Source organism: Kitasatospora sp. NPDC088160 (assembly GCF_044741445.1).
Taxonomy (GTDB): Bacteria; Actinomycetota; Actinomycetes; order Streptomycetales; family Streptomycetaceae; genus Kitasatospora.
In genome coordinates this window covers 320,911-333,755 of the sequence record NZ_JBIUSS010000007.1, presented here as the reverse complement: position 1 = coordinate 333,755, position 12,845 = coordinate 320,911, and the positions used below count along the sequence as shown (strand labels likewise).

The 12,845-nt window shown below is 74.5% G+C and carries 11 protein-coding genes; 3 read left to right on the top strand and 8 right to left on the bottom strand.

Annotation, left to right across the window (positions count from 1 at the left end; genetic code table 11):
* Positions 1-206: 206 nt before the first annotated feature.
* Positions 207-773, top strand: a complete 567-nt coding sequence (cpt, locus tag ACIOGZ_RS13630) for a chloramphenicol phosphotransferase CPT (RefSeq protein ID WP_363585771.1) — start codon at positions 207-209, stop codon at positions 771-773.
* 100 nt (positions 774-873) lie between these two features.
* Here cpt and ACIOGZ_RS13625 read toward each other — a convergent pair whose 3' ends face one another.
* The 7 genes from ACIOGZ_RS13625 to ACIOGZ_RS13595 all read right to left on the bottom strand — a co-directional run bounded on the left by ACIOGZ_RS13625 (position 874) and on the right by ACIOGZ_RS13595 (position 10,467).
* Complete coding sequence (locus ACIOGZ_RS13625; RefSeq protein ID WP_363585772.1) at positions 874-1,644, bottom strand: methyltransferase domain-containing protein; 771 nt, start codon at positions 1,642-1,644, stop codon at positions 874-876.
* 3 nt (positions 1,645-1,647) lie between these two features.
* Positions 1,648-2,418 (bottom strand): SDR family oxidoreductase, encoded by a 771-nt coding sequence (locus ACIOGZ_RS13620; RefSeq protein WP_363585773.1) that lies wholly within the window; start codon positions 2,416-2,418, stop codon positions 1,648-1,650.
* Complete coding sequence (locus tag ACIOGZ_RS13615; RefSeq protein WP_363585774.1) at positions 2,415-3,275, bottom strand: TauD/TfdA family dioxygenase; 861 nt, start codon at positions 3,273-3,275, stop codon at positions 2,415-2,417. The genes ACIOGZ_RS13620 and ACIOGZ_RS13615 overlap by 4 nt, the downstream gene beginning before the upstream one ends.
* 18 nt (positions 3,276-3,293) lie before the next feature.
* Positions 3,294-4,568 carry an aminotransferase class III-fold pyridoxal phosphate-dependent enzyme gene (locus ACIOGZ_RS13610; RefSeq protein WP_363585775.1) on the bottom strand — a complete coding sequence of 425 codons (1,275 nt, stop codon included), beginning with the start codon at positions 4,566-4,568 and terminating at the stop codon, positions 3,294-3,296.
* 133 nt (positions 4,569-4,701) lie between these two features.
* Positions 4,702-9,003: an amino acid adenylation domain-containing protein gene (locus ACIOGZ_RS13605; protein WP_400985992.1), complete on the bottom strand. Its 4,302-nt coding sequence runs from the start codon at positions 9,001-9,003 to the stop codon at positions 4,702-4,704.
* A complete protein-coding gene (locus ACIOGZ_RS13600; protein ID WP_363624497.1) occupies positions 9,000-9,590 on the bottom strand; it encodes a DUF6309 family protein in 591 nt (196 codons plus the stop codon). The genes ACIOGZ_RS13605 and ACIOGZ_RS13600 overlap by 4 nt, the downstream gene beginning before the upstream one ends.
* 79 nt (positions 9,591-9,669) lie before the next feature.
* The gene (locus ACIOGZ_RS13595) at positions 9,670-10,467 is read right to left on the bottom strand and encodes a phytanoyl-CoA dioxygenase (RefSeq protein WP_363585778.1); all 798 of its coding nucleotides are present in this window, start codon (positions 10,465-10,467) and stop codon (positions 9,670-9,672) included.
* Between the two features lie 363 nt (positions 10,468-10,830).
* On the opposite strand from ACIOGZ_RS13595, the gene ACIOGZ_RS13590 reads away from it, so the two are divergent.
* Together ACIOGZ_RS13590 and ACIOGZ_RS13585 are read left to right on the top strand one after the other, a co-directional pair.
* Positions 10,831-11,508 (top strand): TetR family transcriptional regulator, encoded by a 678-nt coding sequence (locus ACIOGZ_RS13590; protein WP_400807840.1) that lies wholly within the window; start codon positions 10,831-10,833, stop codon positions 11,506-11,508.
* Positions 11,509-11,648: 140 nt separating this feature from the next.
* Positions 11,649-11,843: a DUF1918 domain-containing protein gene (locus ACIOGZ_RS13585; RefSeq protein ID WP_363585780.1), complete on the top strand. Its 195-nt coding sequence runs from the start codon at positions 11,649-11,651 to the stop codon at positions 11,841-11,843.
* 121 nt (positions 11,844-11,964) lie between these two features.
* Here ACIOGZ_RS13585 and ACIOGZ_RS13580 read toward each other — a convergent pair whose 3' ends face one another.
* Positions 11,965-12,714 (bottom strand): PIG-L family deacetylase, encoded by a 750-nt coding sequence (locus ACIOGZ_RS13580; RefSeq protein WP_363624503.1) that lies wholly within the window; start codon positions 12,712-12,714, stop codon positions 11,965-11,967.
* Positions 12,715-12,845: the final 131 nt, after the last annotated feature.

Here is a 12,845-nt window from a genome sequence, read left to right as displayed (position 1 = left end):
GAAGGACCAGTCTGGCCAGCCACCGCGACTGTTCAAAGCGCAACCATCGCTTTTCCCCCGCACGAGTGATCGCGCCGTCACCACGTCGACACGGACCGTGACCAGTCCCACCCCCTCCCGACGCGCCCCACCCCTCGGCGGCCAGGCTCTCGCCGGGCGTCCGATAACCGGTTGGGACGTGGTGCCGGAGTGGCTACGGTGGCGGGATGGCGACTCAGGTGATTGTGCTGAACGGCGGTTCCAGCTCGGGCAAGTCCGGGATCGCCCGGTGCCTGCAGGCGGTGCTGCCGGAGCCCTGGCTGACGGTCGGGGTCGACACCCTGATCGAGGCGGCGCCCGCGTCCCTGCACGATACGGACGGGGGCATCGGCTTCGCGGCCGATGGCGGGGTGAGCGTCGGGGCGGCGTTCCGGGCCTTGGAGGCGGCGTGGATCGCGGGGGTCGCGGCCATGGCGGGGGCGGGCGCGCGGGTGATCGTCGACGAGGTCTTCCTCGGCCGGTCGGAGTCCCAACTCCGCTGGGAGAAGGCACTCGTGGGCCTGGACGTGCTGTGGGTCGGGGTCCGCTGCGAGGCGGCGGTGGCCACCGGCCGGGAGCTTGCCCGGGGGAACCGGATCCTGGGGATGGCCGCTTCGCAGGCGGAGCTGGTCCACCAGGGCGTGCGCTACGACCTGGAGGTGGACACCTCGCGCACCGAGTCGCTGGAGTGCGCGCGGAGGATTGCCGCCCACCTCGGGGGCGGCGCCGCCGGATCCGCCCCCGTGGGCGGGTGACCTGGGCCTGGGCCCAGGCCCAGGTCAGGCCCCTGGCCCTGACCGACGCGGAGTCGGCGTCGGTCAGGGCCAGGGGCACGGGCAGGGCTCAGGCCTGAGGTCAGGGGTTCTCCCGGTGCCGCCACCGCACCGGGTCGGCGGCGCTCGGCACCGACGCGTCGGCTCCCGGCGCTCCGGCCCCGGTCCGCGCCAGCGGCCGGTAGTCGGCGCACGACAGCACGAGCAACTCGTTGTCACCGGGCTGGAATTCGTAGTCCACCCGCTCCACGCGGCTCGTGATCCCGAGGACGTCCAGGTGTTGGCGCAGCCCGTCCAGCTCCCCGTAGCGGACGCCGGTGTCGTACACCATGACGGGGAAGAGCCGGACTTCGCGGCGGGCGATCCGGGCGAGTTCCAGGAGGGCCGCCAGGTGGAAGTCCCCGTCCAGCCGGTTGCCGTACGAGAAGAGCAGGTGCGAGCTGAGGACCAGGTCGAAGGAGTCGTCGGCGAACGGGAGTTCGGGCAGTGAGCCGGCGACGTAGCGGTCCGGGCGGGCGGCGATGTCGGCCTGGAAGTCGCGGGCGTTGGCGATCCACTGCCGGGTGAGGCGGTCGGGGTCGCCGTACCACGTCCAGACGAAGTCCGATGCCTCTCGGACCAGTTGGTCGCGCTTGTGCCGGGTCTCCCGTTCGACGAGGACGCCGAGGTCCTCCCGGTGGCGGGCGTACTCGCGGTCGACGGCCACCGCGTCGATGCCGCGCCGGCCGGCCTCGGCCGTGAAGCTGGCCGCGCCGCCCGGGCAGTCCAGGATGCGCCGGCCGGGGGCGAGGTCGCCGTCGGTGAGCGCGAACATCGCGCGGTACTCGTCGAAGCAGCGTGCGCTGACCAGCACGGTTCAGCCCCTCCCGATGTACGGCATGGTGGTGGGCAGGACGGTCAGGGACTGGACGTTGGTGTCCGGCGGCATCGAGGCCATCAGCAGGACGGCCTCGGTGAAGCGTTCCACCGGGATGGTCGCCTCGACCGCCATCGTGCCGTCCGCCTGCATGGCGGCGGGCTGCGGGCCGCCGTCGACCGGGGTGACGTTGCCGACGTCGATCTGGCCGACCGCGATGCCGTGCGCGCGGCCGTCCAGGGAGAGCACCTTGGTGAGGCCGAGGACGGCGTGCTTGGCGGCCGTGTAGGCGATGGAGTTGGGCCGCGGGACGTGGGCGGAGGGCGCGCCGTTGTTGATGATGCGCCCGCCCTGCGGGGACTGGGTGCTCATCACCCGGAAGGCCTCACGAGCGCAGAGGAAGCCCCCGGTGACGATGGTGTCCAGGACGCGGTTCCAGTCCTCGAACGGGGTCTCGGTGATGGGTCGGCGCGGGGCGGCGGCGCCGGCGTTGTTGAACAGCAGGTCGACCCGGCCGAAGCGGTCGCGGACGGCGTCGAACAGGGCCGCGACCTCCTCCGGTTGGCGGATGTCGGTCGGGACGGCCAGCACCCGGGCGGGGTCGACCTCCGCGAGGGCGATGGTCTCCTGGAGGGCGTCCTTGCGTCGCCCGGCCAGCGCGACGGACCAGCCTGCGCCCAGCAGGGCCAGGGACACGGCCCGGCCGAGCCCGCTGCCGCCGCCCGTGACGACGGCCGTCCGCCCGTGCGGCGCCTGTACGCTCCCGGTCACATGTCCTCCGTGTTCATCCAGATCCGCAGCATCCGCCGGGAGTTCGGCGCAGGCTCGTCCACGTAGGCCGAACGCCCGTGCAGGACCCGGCTGTTGCGGATGATCAGCAGGTCTCCGGCGGCCATCGGGAGGCCGAAGGCGATCTCGGGCCGGTAGAGCACCTCGTCGAGCACACCGAGCGCGTCCCACTGGCGGTCCGTCAGCGGCGGGCCGCCGCGGTCGGGGGACGAGCGGACGGTGCGGGTCTGGTAGTAGCAGGCGATGGTCCCGTCCTTCTGGGTGTAGAGGATCGGGGAGACCACGACCTGGGGCCCGGCCCGACCGGTCCGGTCGAAGGTCCAGTCCTCGGTGAGGGTGGCGAGGGCGTCCGGCCGCTCCCGCTTGATCAGGTCGTAGACGTGCCGCGCACTCGCCAGCTTGGTCAACCCTCCACCGTTGTAGGCGGGTTGGATGCAGAGCAGGACGAGCAGGTCGCAGGTGTCGCAGTGGAATCCGAGCTCGGTGTTGCCGTCGCCGTCCTGGTCGTGCAGCACCTGGGTGAGGTCGCCGCGCCCGTTCTGCGGGACGATCTCGCCGAAGTCCCGCAGCAGGAACGACAGGGCCGCCGCGACCTCCTCCTCCGGGGCGGTCGGATCCATCAGCCCGGTGACGTGGGCGACGCCGACGGAACGGGCACCGCCCTGGACGAGCGCGCGCAGCTTCGCCCGGACCGGCTCGGCCGCGCCCCACCGCCCGGCCCGCGCGTCCGCCCAGAGCAGTTGTCGCTCGCCCTCGTCGAGCGGGAGCGACCACTGCTCCCGCCGCGCCTCCAACTCCTCGCTGCTCCAGCCGATTTCGGACACCGTGTCGTCGTACATGTGCGGAACCACTCCTCTCTACCGCTGGGCGGCGGCCGCCGCCACCGCCTTGGACCAGAGCGCCAGCGCCTCGTCGACCTGCCCGGCCGTGACGGTCAGGGCCGGGATCATCCTGACCACGTTCAGGTGGATACCGCAGATCAGCAGCAGCAGGCCGAGGTCGGCCGCCGCCTGCTGGGCGCGCTTGGCGGTGTCCGGGTCCGGAGAGCCGTCCGGGTGGCAGAACTCGTTGCCGATCATCAGTCCGAGGCCCCGGACGTCGGCGACGCCCGGCGCTCCGGCGGCGACCGCCCGCAGGCCGTCCAGCAGCCGCGATCCCTGTTCGGCGGCGTTGTCGACCAGCTGCTCGTCCCGGATGACGTCCAGCGTGGCCAGCGCGGCGGCGCAGGCCACCGGGTTGCCGCCGTAGGTGCCGCCCTGCGAGCCGGGCCGGGCCCGCCGCATCAGGTCGGTCGGCGCGGCGATCGCGGACAGCGGGAAGCCACTGGCCAGGCCCTTGGCCGTGATCAGGACGTCGGGCACCACGCCCTCGTGGTGCAGGTGGGCCCAGAACCGGCCGGTGCGGCCGAAGCCCGTCTGGATCTCGTCGACGACCAGCAGGATGCCGTGCCGGTCCGCGCGCTCGCGCAGCCCGGCGAGGAACCCGGCGGGCGCGGGCACGTAGCCTCCCTCGCCGAGCACCGGTTCGACGAACATCGCGGCGGTCTCGGAGGGGGCGCTGACGGTCGCGAGCACCTGGTCGAGTCCGCGCAGGGCGTGCTCCACGGCCTGCGCCTCGCTCAGCCCGAGGCTCAGACCGAGCCGGAAGGCGTCGGGGAACGGCGCCACCGCGACACCGGGCATCACCGGGCCGATGCCCGCGCGGAAGCGGCTGCCGGCCGTGGTGAGCGCGGCCGCGCCCATGGTGCGGCCGTGGAAGGAGCCCTCGAAGACGATCACGTTCTGCCGGCCGGTGGCGTGCCGGGCGAGCCGCAGCGCCGCCTCCACCGCCTCGGTGCCGGCGGTGGCGTAGAACAGCGAGTCCAGGCCTGGCGGCAGCACCTCGCCGAGCCGCTCGGTGAGGGTGAGCAGGGGGTCGTGCAGCACGGTGGTGTACTGGCCGTGGATCAGCCGGCCGGCCTGCTCGCGCACCGCCTCCACCACGCGCGGGTGGCAGTGGCCGGTGCTGGTCACCCCCACGCCGGAGGTGAAGTCGAGGTAGCGGCGGCCGTCGGCGTCGAAGAGGTGGAGTCCTTCGCCGCGGGTGGCGACGACGGGGGTGGCCTGCTTGAGCACCGGGGAGAGCTGGGACACGAGGTCCGCCTTCCATGGGTCTGGGGGTACGGGTCGGTGGGGGCGCGGCTCACGGGGCGCCGGCGCGGCGGACGGGTCGGTACGGCGGACGGGGGTCGGTCCTACGCACGGGAGTCAGTGCGGCGGACGGGAGTCAGTGCGGCGGTGCGACGGGCGGCAGGTAGCCGGCCTCGGCGGCCCGGGTGAGCGCGGCCGACCACCACTGCGAGGTGGGCTCGGCGAACCGGACGCCCAGCCGGTCCAGCACGGAGGTGGTGTACGCGCGGTCCACGAGGACGTTGCGCTCCTCCTGGAGGGACCACGCGGCGGCCAGCCCCGCCGCCGTCGGGTGGTCGCGTTCGGCCCGGGCGATCGCCGCCGCGAAGGCCTCGTCGTCGGTGAGCCGGACGGGGTGGCCGTGGCCGGCGAGCCAGCGGACGAGTTCGTCGTGCGGCGTCTCGTGCGGGCTCTCGACGTGGTAGGCGCCGGGCGCGGCGTACGGGTCCAGCGCGATCGCGGCGATCCCGGCGGCCACGGTGTCGACGTAGGAGAACGCGTAGGTGGTGCGCGGCCGGCGCGGGGCGGCGCCGGCCAGCAGGTAGCCGCGGATCAGCTGGTAGATCCGGTTGTCGCCGATGTTGGCCTGGAAGGCGCCGGTCCGGCTGTGCGCCGCGATGTGGCCGCTGCGGTACAGGTAGGCGGCCCGCCCGGTGGCCGCCCAGGCGCGGACGGTCTGCTCGGCGGCGAACTTGGTCCGCTCGTACGGGGTGCGGAAGTGCTGGCCGATCCGCAGGTCGGCCTCGCTGAAGCGGCGGGGCGGGCCGTCCACGCCGCCCGCGACGGCGAGCGTGGAGACGTGGTGGACGCGGGCCGCCGGGGCGTGCTCGTCGATCCAGCCGAGCAGCCGCCGCACCGCGGTGTGGTTGGTCCGCTCCAGGTCGTCGGGCGAGGCCACCAGCCGGACGTCCGCGGCGGCGTGCACGACGAGCTGCGCGCCCCGGGCCCACGCCAGTCCGGCCGGGGACAGGCCCAGCCCCTCCCGGTCGATGTCCCCGGCGACGACCTGGATCCGGCCGTCGTCGGCGCCCGCGCCCAACCGCCGGACGGCGCCGGCGTCGTGCTCGGCCCGGACCAAGCAGGTGACGTGGGCGCCCCGCTGGACGAAGGCGTCGAGCAGGTGCCGCCCCAGGTAGCCGGTGGCGCCGGTGAGCAGTACCCGGGCGGGTTCGCGCACCGTGGTGCGGGCCGCCGGTACGGCGGGTGCCCGGGTGCCGGGGTGGAGCAGCTGGCCGGAGGTCGACAGCGGCGCCCGGACGGGACGGGTGGCGGTACCGGCACCGACACCGGCCTCGGCGGCCACCGTCCCGGCGAACGCGGCGACGATCCGCTCGGCGGCTGGGTGCGGCAGACCGGGCCACCCGTACACCAGGTCGGCGACCAGCCGGTTCTCCACGATGCGGGCGGTGAGCCGCAGGTCGTACAGCGGGTCTCCGCCGGTGCAACGGGCCACTCCGGCCTGCTCGTCCGCGACGGTCCAGTCCAGTGCGGGCTCGTCGGGCAGCCGGAAGGTGCCGAGGAAGTTGAACCCGACGGCGGAGCGGGTGCCGGGTGCGTCCATCGCCTGGACGGGGGCCTCGCGCAGGCGCTGCGCGGCCCCCTCGGGGCCGGCCGACGCCTCGACCACCAGCCGCTTGACGGCGGTGAACCAGCCGACGGTGTCCAGGAATTCGCCCGGATCGCCGGCGGTGTCCCGGCCGTGGGTCTCCACCTCGACGGGCAGCCGCGGGTGGCCGCTCCAGCCGGTCACGGCGTCGGCGAAGGCCGCCAGCAGGAAGGCCTCCAGGCCGGTCCCGCCGCCGTGGCGGCCGACCAGCCGAGCGGTGCCGTCCTCGTCGAGCGTCCAGCCGACGGCCGCCGGCTGCGCGCGGACCACGGACTCCGGCGCGGACTCCGGAGAAGGCGACACCGGCGCCGGGGGCGGCGGCGCGGCAGCGGCCCACTGGTAGAAGTCGGGGGTCGGCGGCAGGTCGGCCGGCTTCTGGTCGAGCACCGCCCGGTAGGCGTGGGCGAGGTCGTCCAGCAGGATGCGCCACGACAGCCCGTCGACCACCAGGTGGTGCGCGATCAGGGCGAGCCGGTCGTCGGTGCCGGGCGGGCCGGTGAACAGGTGGGCGCGCAGCAGCCGGCCGGCCAACGGGTCCAGGCTGCGGTGGAGTTCGGTGCAGACCCCGGCGACGGTCTCGGCGATCGGGGCCGTCCCGCGCGGGATCCGGGAGAACGACAGCGGGTCGAGGTCGGCCACCGGCCGGGGTGCGTCGTAGCCCTCCGGCGAGACGGGCCGCCGCAGCGCCGGGTGGCGTTCCAGGACGGCCGCGAGCGCGGCCGAGAGCGCGGCCGGGTCGACGGCCGTCCGGCAGCGCAGCAGGACGGACTGGTTCCAGTGCCGCAGGTCGTCGACGGACCGCTGGAGGTACAGCCACCGCTGCGCGGGGGCGAGTTGACTCCCCCGGTCGCCGCTTCCGGTCCGCCCGGCCGGAGCGGAGGCCGGAACCGGTACGGCTGCGGCGGCTGCGGCCAGGCCGTGCGCGGTCGGGTGCCGGTAGAAGTCGTCGTAGTGGACGCGCAGGCCCGACCGGCGCAGGAAGGCGACGGTGCGCATGGCGAGGATGGAGTCCCCGCCGAGGTCCAGCACGTCGGTGTGCGGCCCGACCCCGGGCAGGCCCAGCGCGGCCGCCCAGAACCCGGCGATCGACCGGGCCAGCGCGTCCCCGTCCGAGGACGGCCCCGACTCCGCCCGGGCCTCGACCAGTTCGGCGACCAGCTCGGCCAGCCGATCCCGGTCGAGCTTGCCGTTCGGCCCGACCGGGAACTCCGGCAGGGTCAGGATCGGCTGCGGCACGGAGTAGCCGGGCAATCGGTCGCGCAGGTAGGAGCCGATCCCGGCCAGCCCGGCGCCGTCGGCCGACAACCGTACGGCGGCCAGGAGTTGGTTCCCCACGGCGGTCTCCCGGACCAGCACCGCGGACCGGGCGACGCCCGGGAAGTCGTCCATCGCCCGCTCGATCTCGGCGAGGTCGACCCGGTAGCCCCGGATCTTGACCTGGCGGTCCACCCGGCCGAGGAAGACCAGGCTCCCGTCCGCCCGGCGTCGACACAAGTCGCCCGTGCGGTACATGCGTTCACCGTCGTGGCGGACGAAGCCGCGCGCCGTCTCGGCGGGCCGGCCGAAGTAGCCCGCGCTGACGCCCCGGCCGCCGATCAGCAGCTCCCCCACCGCGCCGTCGGGCACCGGCCGCCCGTCGCTGTCCAGCAGGGCGAGCCGCACCTCGCCGATCCCGGTGCCGATCGGGACGGTCGGCTCCTCGGCCGGCAGCTGGCGGGCGGTGGCGGCGAGGAAGCAGGTGGCACCGACGGTCGTCTCGGTCGGGCCGTAGTGGTTGACCAGCCGGGCGGTGACGCCGGTGTCGAGCAGGGCGGCCGCGAACGGGCGCGGCAGCGCCTCACCGCCGAGCAGCACGGTGTGCAGGGGCGGGGCGTCGCCGGGCCGACCCTCCAGCAGGACGGTCAGGTGCGAGGGGGTGGTCTTCAGCACGGACACCCCGGCGCGCCGCAGCGACGCCCAGAACGCCTCCGGGTCGCGCACCTCGCCGTCCGGCACCACGTGCACCGAACCGCCGACCGCGAGGGCCAGCAGCCAGGCGGTGTGGCCGAGGTCGGCGGCCAGCGTGGTGACGTGCGCGACGCACGGGGCGTCGGCCTCGGTGAAGCCCAGCCGGTCGGCCAGCGCCCGCGCGTAGTGCACCGCGTTGGCGTGGGTGACGGCCACCGCCTTGGGCTCGCCGCTCGACCCCGAGGTGAAGGACAGGTACGCGGGGTCCTCGGCCGCACCGAACATCAGCTCCTCGGCCCCGCAGAGCATGAGGTCCTCGGCCCCGCCGGGCATGAGGTCACCGGTCGTACCGGGCACGCTGCCCGGCGCGTCGGGCAGGCCCTCGGGCCCGGCCAGCCGGTCGACGTCCACCACCTCGGCCGGATGGCCCTCCGGCCCTGGGAAGGCCGCCTCCGTGCTGAGCACCCGGCCGATCCGGACGGCCGCCAGCCTCCGGGCGAGGTCGGCCGCCGACCAGTCCGGGTCGGCCATCACCGCCGCCGCGCCCGAGCGCAGCACGCCGTGCAGCAGCACCAGCATGCGGGCGTCCCGGGGCCCGAGCAGGGCGACCCGGTCGCCCGGGCCGGTGCCGGACGCGGCCAGCCGGGCCGCGATCCGGCCGGCCGCGGCGTCGAGGGTGCGGTAGTCGAGGGTGCGGTCGCCGTCGGTCAGGGCGGTCCGGTCCGGGTGCTCCCGGGCGAGCCGTAACAGGAACCCGGACAGCGACCGGGCGGACGACGCGGCCCGGTTGGACGGCGTGGACGGTGCGGACGGCGTGGACCGGACGTGCTGCGTCGCGAAGGTCACTCCGGCTCGCCTCCCGTCCGGGCCGCCCGCCCGGCGCGGACCGGCCCCGTCGCGTGCGGGTCCACGACCAGGGGGTCGCCCGCGAGGAACGCGTCCAGGCGCGGCCGGTCGGGCAGGCGTCCGGCCAGCTCCCAGGCCAGCATGCGGTGCAGGCCGTCGATGTGGATCAGTCCCTCCCGGACCAGCAGGTCCGTGTAGTCGGGGTGGTCGACCGCGCCGGTGCTCAGGTAGACCGGGGTGAACGGGGCCCACCGCAGCAGCCGGAGCTTGGCGGCGCAGACCGGGTTCGCGGCCGACCAGGCGGCCTCGTCGGAGCGGATGCGCTCGGCCGCCTCGGCCACCGTCAGGCCGGAGCGGGGCACGAGTTCGCGCGCGCCGCCCTCGCTCAGGTGCCAGGGCAGGACGACGCCGAGGACGTCCGAGCGCGAGAGCCGGACGCGCCACCAGCCGCCGGGGATCCGGCCGGCGCGTTCGACGTTCTCCTCGCCGTCCCGGTTGCTGTTCGCCTCGTGGGCGCGCTCCACCGGGTGGTCCCGCAGGTAGGCGTGGTGGACCTCGGCGTAGGCGACGGCGGTGACGATCTCCACGCGGTGCTCCTCAGACAGTTCCGATCATGCTGTTCCGGCCAGGGCGTTCCGGTCAGGCGGTTCCGATCGAACAGTTCCGTCAGGCGGTTCCGACGTACTCGGTGAAGTGCCGTTCCGCGAACAGCTCCGGCCACCGGCCCTCCGCCAGGCCGAGTTCACGGGCCCGGGCGAGCATCAGCCGCCAGTGCGGCTTCACCGGGCGCCAGCGCGCCCCCACCTGGCAGTAGGACGCGTCGATGAAGTACCGGGGCCTGCCCGGGCCGTCCGGCGCCGGTCTGCGGGTGTGGAACAGCGCCGAGTTGAGAAGCACCGTGGAGCCGGGCGGCAGCCGGTCGATGACCACCTCGCCGGGCAGTTCGGCGGTGCCGTGGTGGGCGTACGCCGTCTTCCCGACGGTACGCCGGTGCGAGCCGGGCAGGACGGCCAGGCTGCCGACCTTCTCGTCGAGGCCGCCGAGGTAGTGCAGCGCGTGGACCATCAGCAGCGACGGGTCGGCGCGGTCGTTGGGCTCGCAGTCGTGGTGCCAGGCCTTGCCGGGGATCCCCGGGGCCTGGCGGTCGCTGTGCAGGTGGTGGAAGACGAAGGACGGCCCCATCAGACCGGACAGCGTCCGTAAGAGCGGTGGGTGGGTAAGGAGTTCGCCGTGGGCCGGCAGTTCCAGTTCCAGCACCGGGGGCGGGCCGTGCCGGGCGGGGTCGGTGCAGGCGGCGATCGAGCGGGCCCGTAGGCCCTCGTCCACCCAGCGGTCGACCTCGGGGGCCAGCCTGGCCCCGAGCGGCTCCGGCACCAGGCCGGGCAGGACCAGGTATCCGGATTCCAGGAACTGGCGGTGTTGCTCGGTGTCTAGGGCTTCACGCCCTCCGGAAGTCTGCGTCACCGAACCGGCCCCCTCCTTCCGGATGACGGGTCGCACAGTCGGGCACGGCGGATGGGACCTGAACGGGTTCTATGAAACGCACGGGATCATCCAGACCTCGGGTGGCGCCGGGTTCGTCCGTCGTCGCCACAGCTGACACACGTTCACCACGAAAGGGCACGAGTTGATCACGCAAGGTAGTCCGCTGAGGAGTATGAACCGTTGTTCGTGTCCACCACAAGACCATCGCCGACTCCTGGACATCTTCCCGCCACCGTGACGTTCAGCTCCAGCCACCGATCTACTCGTTCCCCACCCGAAACTCCGGACCCATTGAGCCCCGGTGATTCGCCGCTGGCACAGCGGATGCGGCACAGTGACGTCATGAGCGGCGACACCAGGAGTCACGAGAGCGCCGGGCGGGGCCCCGTGACCAGGCGCCGTCCGGTCCAGCAGCGCAGCCAGGAGCGGTACGGCCGGATCCTCGACGCCTGCGCCGGGCTGCTCGACGAGGTCGGCGCCACCGCGCTCACCACGAAGCAGGTCGCCCAGCGCGCCCAGGTGCCGATCGGCACCCTGTACCAGTTCTTCGCTGGCAAGGAGGACCTGCTGGCCGCCCTCGCCGGCCGCAACCTCGACCGCTACCTCCAGCGGCTCGACCACCGGCTGGCGACCGCCGCGCCCCTCGGCCCGGCCGGGTTCACCGACCTCGCGGTGGAGGAGTTCGTCGCGATGAAGCGCGCGGTGCCCGGATTCGGCCAGCTCGACTTCGGCCTCGCCGACGCGACCGCCCCCGCCGGGCTGCGGGACGACCGGCACCTGCTCGACCCGGGCGTGGACAACAACACCGCCGTCGCGCTGCGCCTCCAGGCGCTCGGCGGCGAGGTGTTCGCCACCGGCGACCCGGCGGCGCTCACCCTCGCCCTGCGGGTCGCCCTGGAGGCCGCCGACGCGGTGCTCAAGCTGGCCTTCCGCGGCGATCCGCAGGGCGATCCGGCGCTGATCGCGGAGTGCAAGCGGCTGGTCCGCGCCTACCTCGCGGAGCAGCCGCCCGTTGGCTGAGACCGGTCCCCGCACGCCCCTCGGGTCCCGCCTCGCCCCCGTGTCCCGCCCGCCCGCGCCGTTGCGAGCCCGCCGCCGCAGCAGCACAGTGGAAGGCGGAACGGCCGCGGAGGCGGCCGCCACGACCCGAGGAGCAGACCATGCACGCAGCGGTAGGTGACCAGCTCCACATCCACAGCAGGTCGGTGGGCATGACGGACCAGAAGGGAGAGATCGTCGAGGTGCGCGGCGTCGACGGCGAACCGCCGTACATGGTCCGCTTCGAGGACGGCCACGAAGGTCTGATCTACCCCGGCCCCGACTGCGCCATCGAGCACCGCCCGGCGGACCGCTGACCGACTCCCCCGCCGCCCCGCACCCCACCCGGGCGGGGTGGTGAGCAGCGGCGCGAGCCCGGCGAGCGTTCCGGGCAGCGGGGCCGTGGGGGCAGCCGGCCCATCCGGGTGGCCAGGTGGCTCAGCGCAGCGGGAACACCTCGAACGGCGCCGCGAACCGCACCCCGAGCCGGCCGCCCGCTCCCCGCCCGGCACCCTCCAGGAACTCGCGCGCGTCCGCCATCGCACCGCCCAGCCCGCCCAGCCCGGCCAGGTACGCCTTGTGCTCCTCCAGCGAGGCCACGCCCAGGTCGAAGTGCTCGGTGGTGTCCACCGCGTGGCCCGACTCCGGCGAGGCCGCCGCCCACACCTGCCGGACGCCGTTCCACGGCTCGTGGCCCTCGGCCAGCAACTCCCGGAACACCCACCGGTTACCGGCGTCCCGAGCCGCGTCCAGGGCGGCCCGCCCGACCGCGATGTGGTCGGCCTGGTTGGGGGCGGTCCCGCCGTACGTCTCCCGGAAGTTGCTGGTGATCACGATGTCCGGCCGGTGCCGGCGCACCGCCCGGGCGATGTCGCGGCGCAGCGGCAGCCCGTACTCCACCATCCCGTCCGGGTACCCGAGGAACTCGACCACGTCGACGCCGACCACCCGCGCCGAGGCGATCTGTTCCGCCTCCCGCAGCGGCCCGCACTCCTCGGGGTCCATCGAGTCGATCCCGGCCTCGCCGCTGGTGACCATCACGTAGACGACCTTCTTGCCCTGCGACGTCCACCGTGCGACGGCCGCGGCGGCGCCGTACTCCATGTCGTCCGGGTGCGCGACGACGGCCAGCGCGGTCCGCCAGTCCTCGTCGACGGGCTGGTAGGGCTCGACGGCCTGCTCACTCATGGTGCTCGTCCCTCTCGGCTCGGCTCACAGTCGCCTGGTCCTACGGTCGTTCCGCAGGCGACTCTAGAAGACCCCCACACCCACACCCCGTCGGACACCCTCCCGGGCCGGCGGGGTTGCCCCTGACGCAC

Bases quoted from the DNA above. Each gene is read 5' to 3' on its own strand.
- ACIOGZ_RS13615 (WP_363585774.1), bottom strand. From the start codon at position 3,275: ATGTACGACGACACGGTGTCCGAAATCGGCTGGAGCAGCGAGGAGTTG.
- cpt (WP_363585771.1), top strand. From the start codon at position 207: ATGGCGACTCAGGTGATTGTGCTGAACGGCGGTTCCAGCTCGGGCAAG.
- ACIOGZ_RS13590 (WP_400807840.1), top strand. From the start codon at position 10,831: ATGAGCGGCGACACCAGGAGTCACGAGAGCGCCGGGCGGGGCCCCGTG.
- ACIOGZ_RS13580 (WP_363624503.1), bottom strand. From the start codon at position 12,714: ATGAGTGAGCAGGCCGTCGAGCCCTACCAGCCCGTCGACGAGGACTGG.
- ACIOGZ_RS13585 (WP_363585780.1), top strand. From the start codon at position 11,649: ATGCACGCAGCGGTAGGTGACCAGCTCCACATCCACAGCAGGTCGGTG.